The organism is Paracoccus onubensis, assembly GCF_003591515.1.
Lineage (GTDB): Bacteria > Pseudomonadota > Alphaproteobacteria > Rhodobacterales > Rhodobacteraceae > Paracoccus > Paracoccus onubensis.
On record NZ_QZCG01000004.1, the window covers coordinates 16,698 to 33,110 of the forward strand.

15 protein-coding genes are annotated in these 16,413 nt (G+C 59.9%); 11 read left to right on the top strand and 4 right to left on the bottom strand.

All coding sequences use genetic code 11. From position 1 onward, the window contains the following. Window positions 1-772 precede the first annotated feature (772 nt). From D3P04_RS06680 to D3P04_RS06690, 3 genes are all read left to right on the top strand, one after another. Complete coding sequence (locus D3P04_RS06680; protein ID WP_147391903.1) at window positions 773-1,303, top strand: hypothetical protein; 531 nt, start codon at window positions 773-775, stop codon at window positions 1,301-1,303. 169 nt (window positions 1,304-1,472) lie between these two features. Then, window positions 1,473-1,916 (top strand): hypothetical protein, encoded by a 444-nt coding sequence (locus D3P04_RS06685; protein ID WP_119747187.1) that lies wholly within the window; start codon window positions 1,473-1,475, stop codon window positions 1,914-1,916. Between the two features lie 403 nt (window positions 1,917-2,319). Then, window positions 2,320-2,523 carry a hypothetical protein gene (locus D3P04_RS06690; RefSeq protein WP_119747188.1) on the top strand — a complete coding sequence of 68 codons (204 nt, stop codon included), beginning with the start codon at window positions 2,320-2,322 and terminating at the stop codon, window positions 2,521-2,523. Window positions 2,524-2,695: 172 nt separating this feature from the next. Here D3P04_RS06690 and D3P04_RS06695 read toward each other — a convergent pair whose 3' ends face one another. The 3 genes from D3P04_RS06695 to D3P04_RS06705 are packed head-to-tail and all read right to left on the bottom strand — an operon-like array spanning window position 2,696 to window position 5,176. After that, complete coding sequence (locus D3P04_RS06695) at window positions 2,696-3,199, bottom strand: phosphatase PAP2 family protein (RefSeq protein ID WP_232844914.1); 504 nt, start codon at window positions 3,197-3,199, stop codon at window positions 2,696-2,698. 11 nt (window positions 3,200-3,210) lie between these two features. Next, window positions 3,211-3,882: an ABC transporter ATP-binding protein gene (locus D3P04_RS06700; RefSeq protein WP_119747192.1), complete on the bottom strand. Its 672-nt coding sequence runs from the start codon at window positions 3,880-3,882 to the stop codon at window positions 3,211-3,213. Further along, window positions 3,875-5,176, bottom strand: coding sequence for a lipoprotein-releasing ABC transporter permease subunit (locus D3P04_RS06705; protein WP_119747623.1), 1,302 nt, complete (start codon window positions 5,174-5,176; stop codon window positions 3,875-3,877). The genes D3P04_RS06700 and D3P04_RS06705 overlap by 8 nt, the downstream gene beginning before the upstream one ends. A 135-nt stretch (window positions 5,177-5,311) precedes the next feature. On the opposite strand from D3P04_RS06705, the gene radA reads away from it, so the two are divergent. The 8 genes from radA to D3P04_RS06745 all read left to right on the top strand — a co-directional run bounded on the left by radA (window position 5,312) and on the right by D3P04_RS06745 (window position 15,044). Beyond that, on the top strand, window positions 5,312-6,676 hold the full coding sequence (radA, locus tag D3P04_RS06710) for a DNA repair protein RadA (protein WP_119747194.1): 1,365 nt from the start codon (window positions 5,312-5,314) through the stop codon (window positions 6,674-6,676). Between the two features lie 41 nt (window positions 6,677-6,717). After that, window positions 6,718-7,392 (top strand): CvpA family protein, encoded by a 675-nt coding sequence (locus D3P04_RS06715; RefSeq protein ID WP_119747196.1) that lies wholly within the window; start codon window positions 6,718-6,720, stop codon window positions 7,390-7,392. Window positions 7,393-7,526: 134 nt separating this feature from the next. Beyond that, the gene (purF, locus tag D3P04_RS06720) at window positions 7,527-9,017 is read left to right on the top strand and encodes an amidophosphoribosyltransferase (protein ID WP_119747198.1); all 1,491 of its coding nucleotides are present in this window, start codon (window positions 7,527-7,529) and stop codon (window positions 9,015-9,017) included. Between the two features lie 165 nt (window positions 9,018-9,182). Next, complete coding sequence (locus tag D3P04_RS06725; protein ID WP_119747625.1) at window positions 9,183-10,778, top strand: peptide chain release factor 3; 1,596 nt, start codon at window positions 9,183-9,185, stop codon at window positions 10,776-10,778. Window positions 10,779-10,857: 79 nt separating this feature from the next. Further along, entirely contained in the window at window positions 10,858-11,727 is an 870-nt protein-coding gene (gene yghU / locus D3P04_RS06730) for a glutathione-dependent disulfide-bond oxidoreductase (protein WP_119747200.1), read from the top strand. Window positions 11,728-11,829: 102 nt separating this feature from the next. Continuing rightward, window positions 11,830-12,291, top strand: a complete 462-nt coding sequence (locus D3P04_RS06735; protein ID WP_119747202.1) for a (2Fe-2S)-binding protein — start codon at window positions 11,830-11,832, stop codon at window positions 12,289-12,291. 3 nt (window positions 12,292-12,294) lie between these two features. After that, window positions 12,295-14,433 (top strand): xanthine dehydrogenase family protein molybdopterin-binding subunit, encoded by a 2,139-nt coding sequence (locus tag D3P04_RS06740; protein WP_119747204.1) that lies wholly within the window; start codon window positions 12,295-12,297, stop codon window positions 14,431-14,433. Window positions 14,434-14,447: 14 nt separating this feature from the next. Further along, complete coding sequence (locus D3P04_RS06745; RefSeq protein ID WP_119747206.1) at window positions 14,448-15,044, top strand: Isoquinoline 1-oxidoreductase subunit; 597 nt, start codon at window positions 14,448-14,450, stop codon at window positions 15,042-15,044. A 97-nt stretch (window positions 15,045-15,141) separates the two neighbouring features. Here the strand turns inward: D3P04_RS06745 and D3P04_RS06750 are convergent, their stop codons facing one another. After that, the gene (locus tag D3P04_RS06750; RefSeq protein WP_119747627.1) at window positions 15,142-16,386 is read right to left on the bottom strand and encodes a glycerate kinase type-2 family protein; all 1,245 of its coding nucleotides are present in this window, start codon (window positions 16,384-16,386) and stop codon (window positions 15,142-15,144) included. Window positions 16,387-16,413: the final 27 nt, after the last annotated feature.

The following is a 16,413-nucleotide window of genomic DNA, read 5'->3' on the forward strand; positions in this document are numbered from 1 at the left end:
ATTCCCGGGAAATATCTTGGCGGGAAAGGCGGTCAGGGTGGTGCCACACTCCGACCGCCAAGCCTTCATTTCGGTGCAACGAAGGATGCATTCGAGCGATTCACCTAAGTGTTCGAATGCTGGAGGGAAGTGTAATGCGTGTAGGTTGCGAAAAACAACTGGGTCTGTGTCGCACAAGCGATAGCTTGCCGGTCGTCGGATTTCATTACCCATCCGACATTCCGGACCCAGCGGAAGAATGAGGGTAATAGGATACCTGCAAGCGGTGTTCAATCAGATCCGTACCCCCCTCGGAATGGGCAAAAACTGTTCCCCTTCGTTGTCACGACCGAGGTAACGGCAAAACAAATATGGGAGGGAAACACATGACACATATTCTACATACGGAGGAAGATTCCACCACGTATATTCGGGAAAGAGAGCAAAACTTCCGAGGACCGTCAATTTCGTCGGCGTATCGTCATTCATATGCAGAAAGCGATCCCGGGGCGCAATTCTGGAATCGGGTGGGTGGAAACAGCATTCTTCTTCGAATTGGGCTGGGGACGAGCGCTTTGGCAGTGATGGTATTTTTCTGGATCATGTTGTTCTGACGGCATCCCAGGAAAAATATTCGCAGGCAACCGGATGTATTCCGGCTTTGCAGATTAAAAAAATCCAGCATTACCCCCCGTTACTTAGTTTTTTTGCCTCTCCAGAACATCATATCGGATGGACGTAAGTTATGCTGACAACATGGTTGAATACGTCTCCAGGAGTACAATACCGGTATGTGAATCCGACAGCCTCCCGTCATCTCTCAGGGCCACGGGGCGCCCGGTTTTTTCCATTGAAACTTACAGGACCTTTGGACACGGACGTTCCGGTCGAGGCGTTTTTTGACAGGATCACGGATTTCGACTGGCTGGCTCATAGGGTAATGCGGAACGGAGGTCACGTTTCGCGTATCGACCCAGCCCGGGAGCCGGGGATAGGGCTGGGCTGGAATATCGGATTCATTCGTAATCGAAAGGCTCAATCCGTTCGGGTAAAAATCGAACAGTTCGACAGGCCGACGACCATATCCGTATCCGCACGATCCGAAACACTGGAAGCCATGATGCAGGCGACAGTGATATCAATGGACCGCTTCCGCTCGCGCCTCGTCACCCGCACGATCATTCATCCGCGCAACATACGGGCCGCTATCATGGTTCAGTTCGCGAAAATCAGGCAAACCCAGCTTAACAGCCGCTTTGACGAGACGGTTATGATGCTTGTCGAAGAAATGGTGAACGAACACAAGACAATGGATTGCGTCTGAGAAACCTGCCCGTTGTCCAGCCCATGGTGACAGGTATTGTTGCAGACGTTCCGCTGACGGATTAAGCTGCACGCATCGCAAAGGGCGTGGATAGGCTGTACAGTTCGCCAAATGCGCGGGCATTTAAATCGCAGCCCCTGCCAAATTCGTCGGCTTGAAAGTGAAGTGCATGAGATACGCATTCCGGATCGTTATTCTCGCGGCCTGCCTCGCCAGTCCGGGCATCGGTTTCGCCGAAGATCTGCCGCAGGCAGTCGTCGATCTTGACCTGACCAATATTGAGATCCGCGAAAAACCGCATGCCGAATATGGCCGCCGCGTAAACGGCACCCTGCCCGGCGGCTCGGTCGTCGAGATTGATCTCAATGGCGATGATGTGATCGAGGATATCGAGGCTCGGGGGAATGATCTCTTTGCCCCGGCGGATATCCGCGCTCTTATCCCTGCCGAGATCATGGAAAACGAATCCTGGCCCGCCGATGCCCGTTTCGAGAAAATCGAGTTCGAGAGCGACGGACGAATCGAAATCGAGGGCCGTCTTGCCGATGGTCGCGAATTCGATGCCGAATTCGCCGCCGACGGCCGCATGATCGAATTCGACACCGACGACTGACCCATGAGCAGCATCGCCCTCATCCTCCTGGGACTTTTCCCGGGTCTCAAGCTTATCTCGGCAATTTTTTTCCTTCTGGACCGGGCAATCCCGGCCATCATTGGCACCAGTATTTATTAATGGTCGCTACGACCTTCGAAGTCAGCTTTCAGCATGCCGAGAATCGTATTGAAAACCGTACCGAACGGGACAACATCGGCGGATCTGGCGGGAGGTCGCTGACAGCGGCGCATATGATTGATGTTGGCGTATTTCACGTTCAATCGGCAGCATAAGCCCCTTTCGCCAATACGGCTTAAGCGCTTGTTCGCCACTTTTCGGGTCGAAATCAAATGTTTCTATACATGAGCCCGGTTCGCGTTCTAACTGTAAGTATCAGTAGAAAACGTAATGGAGCTTTCTGATGACCAAGTTTGCAACCCTGACCGCTGTTATCGGCCTGTCAGCTACTTCGGCGCTGGCCGGTGGCTATGTTGCTCCTGTTGTCGAGCCTGAACCCATTATCGTCGAAGAAGAACCCGCATCCTCGAACGCTGGTCTGGTTGTTCCAGCCCTGCTTTTGCTGGGTGTGGTTGCTGCCGTTGCTGCGGATGACGATGATAGCTGATCCGATATCCATGGCAGGTTATTCCTGCCGGTATCGACAGCACCGATAACGTATTTACGTTAAGAAGATCATGCTCTTGATTGTCATATGACAATGGCCCGCCTTCATTGGCGGGCTTTTCTTTACCGATCATCGCCGCCACCTTGACGCGCGCAGATGCACCCTGCCCTATTCAGAATTTCATTCCGATACTGAACGCCGCGCCTTCACTTCCAATTCCGAAACTTGCAGCACCGAAACTGAACCCGATCAAGGCGCCGGTCATGACCTGCTCCACCGTGTGTTCGCCCGCGTGAACCCGGCTTGCAGCGGTAAGTCCGGCTGCGCCATATGCCGCTGCTCCTGCGAAACGATCATCCCGGAAGCATTTTCCCGCCAGATCCGCGGCTCCGAACGCCGCTGCCGCTGAATGACCCGAGGGGAAGCCCTTGCCTTCACCAGAAGGGCGGCGGGCCATCGGCGTACCATCCGTCCAGGATTTCAGGGCAAGAACAACCGCAGCCTGCAATATTCCGCGAACCGCAAAATCTTCAAGCCGGTCATCACGGGCCGCGCAAATCGCCGCTGCCGCAGGCAAGCCATATTTCATCGCCGTGCCGAAATCCTCGAACGGGTCGGCCGCGACCGGCAATGACGTCATGCCGCATAGCCCCGCCAGAATGATTGCCCTCATCATCCGGTCTCCCGTCAGGAAATATCCTCTCCCAGTCTGATAACCCGGTCCATTCGCTCCGCCAAGGCATGGTTATGCGTAGCGATCAGTGCCGACAGGCCGGTTTCACGCACCAGCCCCATCAGCACCTCGAAGACCCGGTCAGAGGTTTCGGGATCCAGGTTGCCCGTCGGTTCATCGGCCAGAAGCAATGATGGCTCATTGGCGAGCGCCCGGCAAAACGCCACCCGCTGCTGCTCGCCGCCGGACAGCTGTGCCGGGCGATGATCGGCGCGATGAGCCATGCCGACGCGGTCCAGCAATTCTGCAGCCCGCTTTGCCGCCATCCCCGCCCCGACGCCATTGGCAAGCTGAGGCAGGATGATATTTTCCGCGGCACTGAATTCGGGCAGCAGATGGTGGAACTGATAGACAAAGCCCAACTCGCGCCGGCGTGCCTCGGTTCGGGCACGATCGGGAAGCCCGTGCATATCGCGCCCGTTCAACTCCACCAGCCCTGAATCCGGCGTATCCAGCAACCCGGCAATATGCAGAAGCGTGGATTTTCCCGCCCCCGAGGGTGCGACAAGCGCCACCACCTCTCCACGGGCGACATTCAGTTCCAGCCCGTGCAGCACCTCTACCGGCGCGGGGCCGTCCTTGCCATAGGTTTTAGAAACTCCCGCAAGTCTCAGAACGTCACTCATAACGCAGAGCCTCCACCGGATTCATCCGCGCCGCCCGTCGCGCCGGGAAAATCGTGACAATAAAGGATAGCGCAAGTGACAGGCCGACGGCACGAAAGATATCCCACGCCCGCAATTCGGCAGGCAGATGATAGATGCCCCGCACTTCGGGCTGCCATGCGCCGCCATTCGTCAGCGCATTCAGCCCCGCCATGATATTTTCGACATTAAGCGCCAGAAGCACACCAAGGATCACCCCGGCGATCGTTCCGATAATCCCGGTAAAGGCGCCGCAAAGAAAGAACACCCTCAACACCGCCCCTTCGGTCAGGCCCATGGTTCGCAGAATACCAATATCGCGGCCCTTGTTCTTGACCAGCATGATCAGGCCCGAGGTGATATTCATCGAGGCGATCAGCACCAGAACCGAAAGGATGACGAACATCACATCGTCCTCCATATCGAGCGCGGCCAGAAAACTGCCCGATGAATCCCGCCAATTCCAGATCTGTGCCCCCTCGCCCGCGGCCTGAAGAAGCGGCAATGTCCAGTCATCCACCTTTTCGGGATCGGATACGAACACCTCTATCTCGTCGGCAACGCCTTCGCGATTGAAATAATCCTGCGCCTCGGCCATGGACATATATATCCGCGTCTGGTCGATATCGTAACGACCGGCGCTGAAGACATATACGACGTCGTAAGACTTGACCCGGGGCGTTGTGCCCACCGGGGTCTTCGCGCCTTCGGGCGCGATCAGCTTGATCTTGTCACCAATATTCAGATTCAATTCACGCTGAATCCCCGCGCCGATGGCAACACCCTTGTCCAGATCCTCGATATTGCCCTGCGATGTCTCGGGATCGACAATCCGCGGCATCGCCCTGAGCGCATCGGGCGTGACCCCAAAGATTTCGGCCACGTTCGAGGAGTCATGCGCCGTCGCCATCACCTGTCCGCGTATGACCGGCGTGGTCCGCTCGACCCCCGGCAGTTCCGCAAGACGGGCGGCCATTGCGTCGTAATCCTTGATCCGCCCCGGAACGACATAAACATCGTCGGTAAATTCGTTCTCGACCCGCTGCGGAGCCATGTAAACGGTGGTATGCGCATTCGCGCCCAGAATCGTGTCCACGAATTCGGCCCGGAATCCCGCCCGCACCGCCAAAGTGGCAATCAGCGCCATGACCCCCAGGGCAATACCGATCAGGCTGATCCATGTCATGACGCTGACACCGCCTTCGGCGCGGCGCGCGCGCAGATATCGCCAGGCGATCAGGAATTCGTATCTCGAAAAAGCCGAGGGGCTGGACATGCGTGAAGCCTCTGAATTTGCGCGCAGACCCTGACCCCGCAGCCTGAAAAGATCAAGCCGACAATGCCGTGAGGTCTTCTTCTTTGTCCAAATACCTGTATTGCGGCACCCGCCATCAGGTGCGAGAAGCGACATATGGTCAAATCCTCTTCCGCCTTCACCTGCACTGCCTGCGGCGCCGCTCACAAGAAATGGGCCGGGCGCTGCGATGCTTGTGGTGCATGGAACACCATTATCGAAGAAGCCCCGCTCTCGCGGGGGCCGGGACGCGGATTGGGTGCCGCCAAGGGGCGCAGCATTGCCCTGGCGGGACTGACATCGGACGAACCGGCACTGCCCCGTGCGCAATCCAGGATGGCAGAACTCGATCGGGTTCTTGGCGGCGGATTGGTGCCGGGTTCGGCGATACTGGTCGGCGGCGATCCGGGAATCGGCAAATCGACGCTGCTTCTGCAGGCCGCCGCCGCCTTCGCTCGGGTGGGGTTGAACGCGGTCTATATCAGCGGTGAAGAAGCCAGTGCGCAGGTCCGCATGCGCGCGCGCAGGCTTGGGCTGAGCGATGCGCCCATGCGGTTGGGGGCGGAAACCAACCTGCGCGACATCCTGACCACGCTTGATCAGGAGCGCCCCGATCTGGCGATCATCGATTCCGTCCAGACGCTCTGGGCTGATCATGTCGAGGCGGCGCCGGGCAGCGTGGCACAGGTTCGCGCCGCCGCCCATGAACTGGTCACCTTCGCCAAGCGCCGGGGCGTCGCGGTGATTCTCGTCGGCCATGTGACGAAAGACGGCCAGATCGCCGGCCCTCGCGTGGTCGAGCATATGGTGGATACCGTATTGTATTTCGAAGGAGAACGCGGGCATCAGTTCCGCATCCTGCGTAGCGTCAAGAACCGCTTTGGTCCCGCCGATGAGATCGGCGTGTTCGAAATGACCGGCGCCGGATTGGCCGAGGTCGCCAACCCTTCAGCGCTCTTTCTCTCTGAGCGCGGCCAGCCCGTCCCCGGCAGCGCCGTCTTCGCCGGAATCGAGGGAACCCGCCCGGTCCTGACCGAGATACAGGCACTTGTCGCCCCCTCTACCCTTGCCTCACCGCGGCGTACGGTCGTGGGGCTCGATTCCGGCAGGGTTTCAACCATTATCGCGGTACTCGAAGCCCGCTGCGGCATCCCCTTTGCGGGGCTTGATGTTTTCCTGAACGTCGCCGGCGGGATGCGGGTGAACGAGCCGGCTGCCGATCTTGCCATTGCAGGCGCGCTTCTTTCGGCGCGAGAGGACAGCGCATTTCCGCCGGAGGCGGTCCTTTTCGGCGAAATCAGCCTGTCTGGCGCCCTCCGGCCGGTCGCCGGAGTGGAAAACAGGTTGAAAGAGGCGCAAAAACTTGGTTTTTCACAGGCGATTATACCCGAAGGCCAAAAGGTCGAGGGATTAGACGGCATAAGCGTGATGCGCATTGCCGATTTGACAGGATTTGTGGGCGAGCTTTTCGGCGCCGGCTGAATCGCCTGAAAATACAGCGCTAACCCGCGCGGGAGAACGACATGGACGGCTTTACGATTATTGATGCGGTTGTCGCCGTGGTCATCATTCTTTCCGCGATTCTGGCATGGTCGCGCGGCTTCGTCCGCGAATCGCTTGCCATATTGGGATGGATCGCCGCCGCTGTTCTGGCCTTTCTCTTCGCGGCAACCCTGCGCCCGATGATCGCGCAACTGCCGGTGCTTGACAGGTTTCTTGGCGATAGTTGCGAACTGGCCACAATCGCGGGTTTCGCGGTGGTGTTTGCGCTTGCTCTGGTCGTTTTCTCGATCATCACCCCACTGTTTTCCTCGGTGGTCCAGCGATCGGCGCTGGGCGGGATCGATCAGGGAATGGGCTTCCTGTTCGGAGCCGCACGCGGCATCCTGATCGTGGCCATCGCCTTCATCGTCTATGAGCGCGTCATTTCCACGGCGCAGTCGCCGATGGTCGATAACTCGCGCTCGGCACAGGTCTTTGCGCGTCTGAGCGGTGAAATGAACGAGCAAATCCCCGACGACGCGCCCGGCTGGCTGGTTCGCCGTTATGAACAGCTGGTCGGCGATTGCACCGCAACCGGTGAAGAGGTCGACGCGACTCAGACCCCGCCAGCAGAAACCGCGCCGGCCGAGACCGCACCGGCAGAAACGGCGCCGGAACAGGCTGAGCCGGCACCGATTCCGCCGGCATCGAACTGATCCGAACGGGCCAGGGTTACGCTTTATGACGGATTGATGAATGAAATCTGCCCTCGCGGGGTTGCGAGGGCGTGACTTTCACTATTTGCCGCACTACATAGCGGGGGATAGCCCGTCGCCATTCAGGATCGCCCATGCAACCATTCCTGGCCCATCCGTTCGATTCAGACCGCCTGCACGAGGAATGCGGAATCTTCGGTGCCATCGGCGTGGCCGACGCTTCCAACTTCGTGGCGCTTGGCCTTCACGCCCTTCAGCATCGCGGGCAGGAAGCCGGGGGAATCGTCGCGCATGATTCCGAACAGGGTTTCAACAGCGCCCACAGATTCGGCTATGTTCGTGACAACTTCACGAAAACCGATGTGATGGCGACCCTGCCCGGCCCGCTTGCCATCGGCCATGTGCGTTATTCAACCGCCGGTACCAAGGCGAATACCGCCATTCGCGATGTTCAGCCGTTTTTCGGCGAGTTTTCGATGGGCGGCTGCGCGATTGCGCATAACGGCAATATCACCAACGCCGCCGCGTTGCGCCGCGAATTGATCGAGCGAGGCTCGATCTTCCAGTCCTCGTCGGACAGCGAATGCATCATCCACCTGATGGCCCGCTCGATCCAGCGCAATATTCCCGAACGGATGAAAGACGCATTGCGGCGCGTCGAGGGCGCGTTCAGCGTCATCGCCATGACCCGGACCAAGCTGATCGGTGTCCGCGACCCGCTTGGCGTTCGCCCGCTGGTTCTGGGCAAACTGAGTGATGACGGCTTCGTTCTGGCCTCGGAAACCTGCGCTCTGGATATTATCGGCGCCGAATTCGTGCGGGAGATCGATCCCGGCGAGATGGTCGTGATCTCCAAGGGCAAGGTAGAGACATCGCGCCCCTTCGGCCCGTCGCAAGGCCGTTTCTGTATTTTCGAACATGTCTATTTCTCGCGCCCCGATTCGATCATCGGCGGTCGCTCGGTCTATGAAACCCGGCGCCAGATCGGCGTGGAACTTGCCCGCGAATCCCCGGTAGAGGCGGATCTGGTCTGCCCCGTCCCCGACAGCGGCACCCCCGCCGCCATCGGTTTCGCACAGGAATCGGGCATCCCCTACGGCATGGGGATCATCCGCAACCAGTATATGGGCCGGACCTTCATCGAACCGACCGATCAGATCCGCAATATGGGCGTGCGACTGAAGCTGAACGTGAACCGCGCCCTGATCCGCGACAAACGGGTCATTCTGGTCGATGACAGCGTCGTTCGCGGCACCACCAGCCGCAAGATCAAGGACATGATCATCGATGCAGGCGCGGCCGAAGTGCATTTCCGCATCGCCTCGCCCCCGACCGCATGGCCCTGTTTTTATGGTGTGGATACGCCCGACCGGGACAAGCTTCTGGCCGCGCAGATGACTCCTGAGGAAATGCGCGAATGGATCGGGGTCGATTCGCTTGCTTTTGTTTCGCTGAACGGTCTTTACCGTGCAGTCGGCGAAGCGAAGGGGCGCAATGGCAAATGCCCACAATATTGCGACGCGTGTTTCTCGGGTGATTATCCGGTCGCGCCCTTCGATCAGCTTGAGCGCGGCTTCCAGATGAAACCCGGCTCGGAATCGACAGTGAACGAGGCGGCGGAATAGGATTTTCGGTCGTTCCCGACCTTTCGTCCTGCTCTGGCCGGGGCGCTGCCCCGGACCCCGAGGTACTTGCCGCAAAGAAGAAGTGGGGGCGAAACGGTTGGTCACGAAAGGATGCGGTTGAAGGGTGATTGCGCCCTGCAGTTCCACGCGCTACATGGCCACATCATGAATAACCGCCCCGAACTCCCGCCCGAAATCGCCCGTCGTCGCACCTTCGCGATCATCTCGCATCCCGATGCGGGCAAGACCACGCTGACCGAGAAATTCCTGCTTTACGGCGGCGCCATCCAGATGGCAGGACAGGTTCGTGCCAAGGGCGAAGCGCGGCGGACGCGGTCGGACTTCATGAAGATGGAGCAGGATCGCGGCATCTCCGTTTCCGCCTCGGCCATGTCATTTGATTTCGACGGGCATCGCTTCAATCTGGTCGACACCCCCGGTCACAGCGATTTCTCCGAGGATACCTATCGCACCCTGACCGCCGTCGATGCCGCCATCATGGTGATCGATGGGGCAAAGGGTGTCGAAAGCCAGACCCGTAAGCTGTTCGAGGTCTGCCGGTTGCGCGATCTGCCCATCCTGACCTTCTGCAACAAGATGGACCGCGAAAGCCGCGACACATTCGAGATCATCGATGAAATTCAGGAGAACCTGGCCATCGACGTGGCTCCGGCAAGCTGGCCCATCGGCGTAGGGCGCGAATTTCTTGGCTGCTACGACATGCTGAACGACCGGCTGGAACTGATGGACCGCACCGATCGGAATCGTGTCGCGGAATCGGTAAAGATCAGCGGCCTTGACGATCCGCAACTGGCGCAGCATGTGCCGGAAAATCTGCTGGCAAAGCTGCGCGAGGAAGTCGAGATGGCGCGCGAACTTTTGCCCGCCTTCGATCAGCGGTCCCTTCTGGAAGGCCATCTGACCCCGATCTGGTTTGGCAGCGCGATCAACAGCTTTGGCGTGCGCGAATTGATGAAGGGCATCAGCACATATGGCCCGGCTCCGCAGCCGCAAAACTCCGCATCGCGCGAAATCGCCCCCGAAGAGAAAGCCGTGACCGGCTTCGTCTTCAAGGTTCAGGCGAATATGGACCCAAAGCATCGCGACCGCGTGGCATTCGTGCGGATGGCCTCGGGCCATTTTCTCCGCGGGATGAAGCTGACTCATGTGCGGACGAAAAAGCCGATGGCGGTATCGAATCCGGTTCTGTTCCTTGCCTCTGATCGCGAGCTTGCGGAAGAGGCATGGGCAGGCGATATCATCGGCATCCCGAACCACGGGCAACTCCGCATCGGTGATGCCCTGACCGAAGGCGAGGCGCTGCGCTTTACCGGTATTCCGTCATTCGCGCCTGAATTGCTGCAATCGGTCCGCGCGGCCGATCCGATGAAGGCCAAGCATCTGGAAAAGGCGCTCATGCAGTTCGCCGAAGAGGGCGCGGCCAAGGTCTTCAAGCCCGCCATCGGCTCGGGATTCATCGTCGGCGTGGTCGGGGCATTGCAATTCGAGGTTCTCGCCAGCAGGATCGAGATTGAATACGGTATTCCGGTCCGCTTCGAATCGTCTCAGTTCACCTCTGCCCGCTGGGTGCAGGGACCGAAAGAAAAAGTCGATGCGTTCATCAATGCCAATAAGGGGCATATGGCCCATGATCACGACGGCGATCAGGTTTACCTGACCCGGCTGCAATGGGATATTGACCGGGTCGAGCGCGATTATCCCGATCTGACGCTTTCCGCGACCAAGGAAATGATGGTCTGAAACCTGCGGCACAGGGTTCCGAATTGCACTTGCCGGTCGGGTTCGGTTATGCCTCGGTCAACGCGCAGGAGGATTCATCATGAACCAAAAGCAATATCAGCCGCCCCGAGTCTGGACATATGATACCGAGAACGGCGGGACATGGGCCGGGGTGAACCGCCCGACATCCGGTGCTCAGTTCGAGCGGGAATTGCCGGTCGGCAAACATCCATATCAGCTATACTCGCTGGCCACGCCCAATGGCCAGAAGGTCACGATCATGTTCGAGGAGCTTCTTGCCGCCGGTGAAACCGGTGCAGAATATGACGCTTGGCTGATCGATATCGGGGAAAGCGATCAGTTTTCGTCGGGCTTTGTCGGTGCCAATCCCAACTCGAAGATCCCGGCAATGATCGACCGTTCGGGCGAAAAGCCGGTTCGCGTGTTCGAGTCCGGGCATATCCTGCTGTATCTGGCCGAGAAATTCGGGCGTTTCCTGCCCAGGGATCACGCCGCGAGAACCGAGGCGATGAACTGGCTGTTCTGGCTGCAAGGCTCGGCGCCCTATCTCGGCGGCGGGTTCGGGCATTTCTACGCCTATGCCCCCTATCCGATGGAATATCCGATCAACCGCTTTACCATGGAAGCAAAGCGGCAGATGCATCTGCTGGATAACACATTGGCAGAGCGTCCCTTTATCGGCGGCGACGAATACAGTATCGCCGATATGGTGATCTGGCCATGGTACGGCAATCTTGTCATGGGCCAGCAATATGATGCGGGCGAATTCCTCAATGTCTCGGAATACACGCATCTGCGCCGCTGGGCAGACAAGATCGCCGAACGGCCCGCCGTGCGGCGCGGCAGGATCGTCAATCGCAGGACCGGCGAGGCATGGGAACAGCTTCCCGAACGCCATGATGCCTCGGATTTCGACAAACTTCCGCCGGCCCCGGCAAAAAAGGGCTGATATATTCAGGATTGCCGGACAGGCCGGCAATCCCGCGCTCTCTTCTCGTAATCGGCTTGAATCCGCGTTAACCTTTGGGTGCCAGCCAAAGGGAGAGCCAGCATGCCGATCAGCTTTACAGTCAACGGCGAAGAGCGCAGTGTCGATGTCAATCCCGGCACACCGCTTCTTTGGGTTCTGCGAGACGAGTTGCGCCTGACCGGCACGAAATTCGGCTGCGGGATCGCCCAATGCGGGGCCTGCACGATCCATCTGGACGGTATGACGCGCCGATCCTGTGTCACGCCCATCTCGATGGCCGAAGGCTCGGATATCACCACGATCGAAGGTCTTGAAGGCCCCGAGGCCGACGCGGTTCAGGCGGCATGGCGCGCGATTGACGTACCACAATGCGGGTATTGCCAATCCGGCCAGATCATGACGGCAACCTCTCTGTTGCAACAGATCGCCTCTCCGAGTGACGAGGATATCGACAACGCCATGGCCGGGAATATCTGCCGCTGCGCGACTTATGTCCGCATCCGGCAAGCGATCCATGACGCCGCCAAAACGCTGGAGGGCTGAGTGATGAATATCCAGACCTCCCGCCGCCGTTTCCTGACCGGGCTGATCATTGCCGTCGCCCTGCCCGGCCTTGCCCGGGCGCAGCAGAAATCCGGTGCGGCCGCGTTTTTTAATGAACTCCCCGGCGGTTCGGATGAAATGTCGGCGAATGCCTTCATCCGCGTCGCCCCCGACAATACCGTTACCGTACTGATCAAGCATATCGAATTCGGACAGGGCCCATATACCGGCCTGACCACACTTGTGGCCGAAGAGATGGACGCAGACTGGTCACAGATGCGCGCCGCCGCCGCGCCCGCCGATGTCGAACTTTATGCCAATCTCGCAATGGGTATGCAGGGCACCGGCGGTTCGACCGCCATGGCCAACAGTTTCATGCAGATGCGCAAGGCCGGTGCCGGGGCGCGGGCGATGCTTGTCGCCGCCGCTGCCGAACGTTTCGGTGTGCCCGTCGATCAGATCACCGTCGAGAAGGGTATCGTCAAAGCGGGCGATCAATCCGCAAGTTTCGGTGAACTGGCCGAGGCCGCCGCGCGGCAAACCGCGCCCGAAGATCCTCCCGTCAAGGATCCCGGCGACTTCACCCTGATCGGCACCGATCTGCCAAAGGTGGACAGCAGCGCCAAAACCGATGGCTCGGCTCTGTTCACGCTGGATGTCTATCGCGACGGGATGCTGACCGTGGTGGTCGCCCATCCGCCGAAATTCGGCGCCAGGGTCGCCAGCTACGACGACAGCGCCGCGATGCAGGTGCAGGGCGTGCGCAAGGTGGCGCAGATCCCGTCAGGCGTTGCCGTCTATGCCGACAATACATTCGCCGCGTTGAAGGGGCGCGATGCTCTGACCGTGGAATGGGATGAAAGCGAAGCCGAAACCCGTTCGACCGAAACGATGATTGCCGAATGGACCTCTGCCGCCAAGGCCGGAGGGGAATGGGAGGTCGAGAAATCCGGCGATGTCGACGCGGCATTGACCGGCGCGGAAATCGTCGAATCCACCTATGTCTTCCCCTATCTGGCCCATGGACCGATGGAACCGCTGGATGCCGTGGTCGAATTGCGCGACGACGAGGCCGAAATCTGGATGGGCAGCCAGATGCAGACCGGCGATCAGGCCATCTTCGCCAAGATCCTTGGTGTCGATAAGGTTGATCTTCATACCATGCTTGCGGGTGGAAGCTTTGGCCGCCGCGCGACACCCGATTGCCATCTTGCCGCCGAAGCGGCCGAGATCGCAAAAACCAACGGCAAGGGCGCCATCAAGCTGATGTGGACGCGCGAGGATGACATGCAGGGCGGCTACTACCGCCCCCTGACTGTCCATCACATACGGGCGGCCCTCAATGAACAGGGCGGCATCGAGGCCTGGGATCACGGCATCGCCGCGCAATCAGTCGTCATCGGAACACCGTTCGAGCAAATGCTGCAGGGTGGACCCGATTTCACCGCATTCGAGGGCGCGAACGAATTACGCTACAAGACCGCCAATCATCGCCTTCGCTGGGCCAAGATGGACTCGCCGGTTCCGACATTGTGGTGGCGTTCGGTCGGGCATACGCATACCGGCTTTGCCGTGGAATGCTTTATCGACGAATTGCTGGAAAAATCCGGCAAGGATCCGGTCGAAGGCCGTCTGGCCCTGCTGGGCGAGGAACAGGCCCGCGAAAAGGCGGTGCTCACGCGCGTTGCCGAGATGGCCGATCAGTCAGGCGACTTCGGCTATGGAGTCGCGGTAGTGAAATCCTTCGGCACCTATGTCGCCCAGATTGCCGAGATCGAGGATCGGGGCGGCGTCCCCCATGCCCGCCGCGTCTGGTGTGCGGTCGATTGCGGGACGGCGGTCAATCCCAATGTCATCCGCGCACAGATGGAAGGCGGGATCGGCTATGGCATCTCTGCCGCGCTTCACAGCGAGGTTACGTTTGACGAAGGCGGGCTGATCCGGCAACGGAACTGGGACAGCTACCGCATCCTGCGCATTTCCGAAATGCCCTCCATCGAGGTGGCGATCCTTCCCTCGACAGCCGAACCTACAGGGGTGGGAGAACCGGGCACTCCACCCATTGCTCCTGCAATTGCAAACGGATGGCGGCGCATGACCGGCACCGCGTTGCGCCGCCTGCCCATCATTCCGGTTGCATGAGGAAGGAGACCCGCATGACACGTTTCAGTCTTTCCGTTGCAATGACCCTTGCGCTCGCCGCGCCGCTTGCCGCGCAGGATCTGCGCATGCCTGCCGATTTCGAGAATATCGAGAACGAAACCGAACGATCGGCGGCGCTTTTCGAAGAGATGGGCAAGGTTCTGACCCATCCGCGCTGCCTGAACTGCCATCCCAAGGACAGCCCCACACAGGGCGACGACATGCATCCGCACGAACCTCCGGTGATCCGTGGCGACGCCGATTTCGGCGCGGCGGGCATGAATTGCACGACCTGCCACGGCCCGGAGAATTTCGAGACGACCGGTGTCGGCGGCATCGAAAGCATCCCAGGCCACGAACCCTGGTCCCTTGCGCCGGTGGAAATGGCGTGGGTTGACCTGTCTCTTGGCGAAATCTGCGCTCAGCTCAAGGATCCCGAGCGGAATGGCGGGCGCAGTCTGGAAGAATTGCACGAGCATATGGCCGAGGACGGACTTGTCGGCTGGGGATGGGAGCCGGGAGCGGGGCGCACCCCTGCGCCGGGCTCACAGGATCTGTTCGGTGAACTGACACGCGCATGGATCGACACCGGCGCGGCCTGTCCCTCGTGAGATAACACGGCGGACCAGTCGGCCGGCCCGGCGCATCACGTCCGGGCGACGGATCGCTGCCCCGAGCCTGTGAAATCCCTGCCCTGCTTGTTCGGGTTCAGGGATCGATCAGGATCGCGCGGAAATCATTGACATTCGTCAGGGTCGGGCCGGTAATCACCTGCCCGCCGACAGCCTCGAAGAACCCATGCGCATCATTCGTGTCCAGCGCCTTGCCCGGATCGCGTCCCGCCTTGCGCGCCTGTTCAAGCATTTGCGGCCCGATCCATGCCCCGGCAATTTCCGCCGCACCGTCTACGCCGTCAGTATCGCAGGCCATGGCGTGGATCCCCTTTGCCCCATCGAGTGCCAGCGCCAAGGCAAGCGCATATTCGGCATTCGGCCCACCGATCCCGTTTCCGCGTCGGGTAACGGTAAGTTCTCCGCCGGAAAGCAGGATCTTCGGGCCTGTGGATTGCAAGGCCATCTCGGCATGAGCGCGGGCGATTTCGCGCGCTTCCCCCTCGATTGCATCGCCCAGAAGCTGAACCTCATATCCCGCAGTTCGGCCAAGTTCTGCAGCAGCTTCAAGGGACATCCGCGGGGCGGCATAAACCCGGTTGATCACCGCGCCCAGTCTTGCGTCTTCAGGCGGGATGACCCGGTTCGATCCGGTCAGCGCGGCCTTGACCGATGCAGGCACGGCGATATTCCATCGATCAAGCAGATCCTGCGCGGCCTCGGGGCCGTTCGGATCTCCTACTGTGGGGCCGGAACCGATCAGCGCCGGATCGTCCCCCGGCACGTCCGAGATCATCAATGCCAGCATGCGGGCAGGCCAAGCGGCGGCGGCAAGCTGTCCGCCTTTCACACGGCTCAGATGTTTGCGGACGATGTTCATTTCACCAATCGGAGCGCCGGACGCCAGCAACGCCTGATTGACCGCCTGTTTCTCGGCCAGTGTAATCTCCCCCGCCGGGGCGCATAGCAAGGCGGATGCGCCTCCGGAAATCAGCGCAAGAACGAAATCGCCTTCCCCCACTGTCTGAAGCATATCCAGCATCCGCCCTGTCGCGGCAACGCCCGCGGCATCGGGAACGGGATGCGCTGCAGAGACGAGCTCGATCCCCTGAAGCGGCCTTTCGTAACCGTAACGCGTGATGATCAGCCCCTCGCAGGGCCCCCAGACGGCCTCTACCGCCTCGGCCATACGGGCGCTTGCTTTCCCCGCCCCGATCACCAGCACCCTGCCCGTCGCCGGGCGGTCGGGCAAATGCTGTGCAAGGCTGCGCATCGGATCGGCCATCTCGACGGCCCGGTCGAACATTTTGCGCAGCAATTCGGCCGGTTGCACCGCTTTCATGGCGTCATCCATCTTCTTCCCGGCCCG

Excerpts from the sequence above, each read along its gene's own strand:
- D3P04_RS06685 (WP_119747187.1), top strand. The coding sequence starts at position 1,473 with ATGAGATACGCATTCCGGATCGTTATTCTCGCGGCCTGCCTCGCCAGT.
- D3P04_RS06690 (WP_119747188.1), top strand. The coding sequence starts at position 2,320 with ATGACCAAGTTTGCAACCCTGACCGCTGTTATCGGCCTGTCAGCTACT.
- D3P04_RS06695 (WP_232844914.1), bottom strand. The coding sequence starts at position 3,199 with ATGATGAGGGCAATCATTCTGGCGGGGCTATGCGGCATGACGTCATTG.
- D3P04_RS06700 (WP_119747192.1), bottom strand. The coding sequence starts at position 3,882 with ATGAGTGACGTTCTGAGACTTGCGGGAGTTTCTAAAACCTATGGCAAG.
- D3P04_RS06705 (WP_119747623.1), bottom strand. The coding sequence starts at position 5,176 with ATGTCCAGCCCCTCGGCTTTTTCGAGATACGAATTCCTGATCGCCTGG.
- radA (WP_119747194.1), top strand. The coding sequence starts at position 5,312 with ATGGTCAAATCCTCTTCCGCCTTCACCTGCACTGCCTGCGGCGCCGCT.
- D3P04_RS06715 (WP_119747196.1), top strand. The coding sequence starts at position 6,718 with ATGGACGGCTTTACGATTATTGATGCGGTTGTCGCCGTGGTCATCATT.
- purF (WP_119747198.1), top strand. The coding sequence starts at position 7,527 with ATGCAACCATTCCTGGCCCATCCGTTCGATTCAGACCGCCTGCACGAG.
- D3P04_RS06725 (WP_119747625.1), top strand. The coding sequence starts at position 9,183 with ATGAATAACCGCCCCGAACTCCCGCCCGAAATCGCCCGTCGTCGCACC.
- yghU (WP_119747200.1), top strand. The coding sequence starts at position 10,858 with ATGAACCAAAAGCAATATCAGCCGCCCCGAGTCTGGACATATGATACC.
- D3P04_RS06735 (WP_119747202.1), top strand. The coding sequence starts at position 11,830 with ATGCCGATCAGCTTTACAGTCAACGGCGAAGAGCGCAGTGTCGATGTC.
- D3P04_RS06740 (WP_119747204.1), top strand. The coding sequence starts at position 12,295 with ATGAATATCCAGACCTCCCGCCGCCGTTTCCTGACCGGGCTGATCATT.
- D3P04_RS06745 (WP_119747206.1), top strand. The coding sequence starts at position 14,448 with ATGACACGTTTCAGTCTTTCCGTTGCAATGACCCTTGCGCTCGCCGCG.
- D3P04_RS06750 (WP_119747627.1), bottom strand. The coding sequence starts at position 16,386 with ATGAAAGCGGTGCAACCGGCCGAATTGCTGCGCAAAATGTTCGACCGG.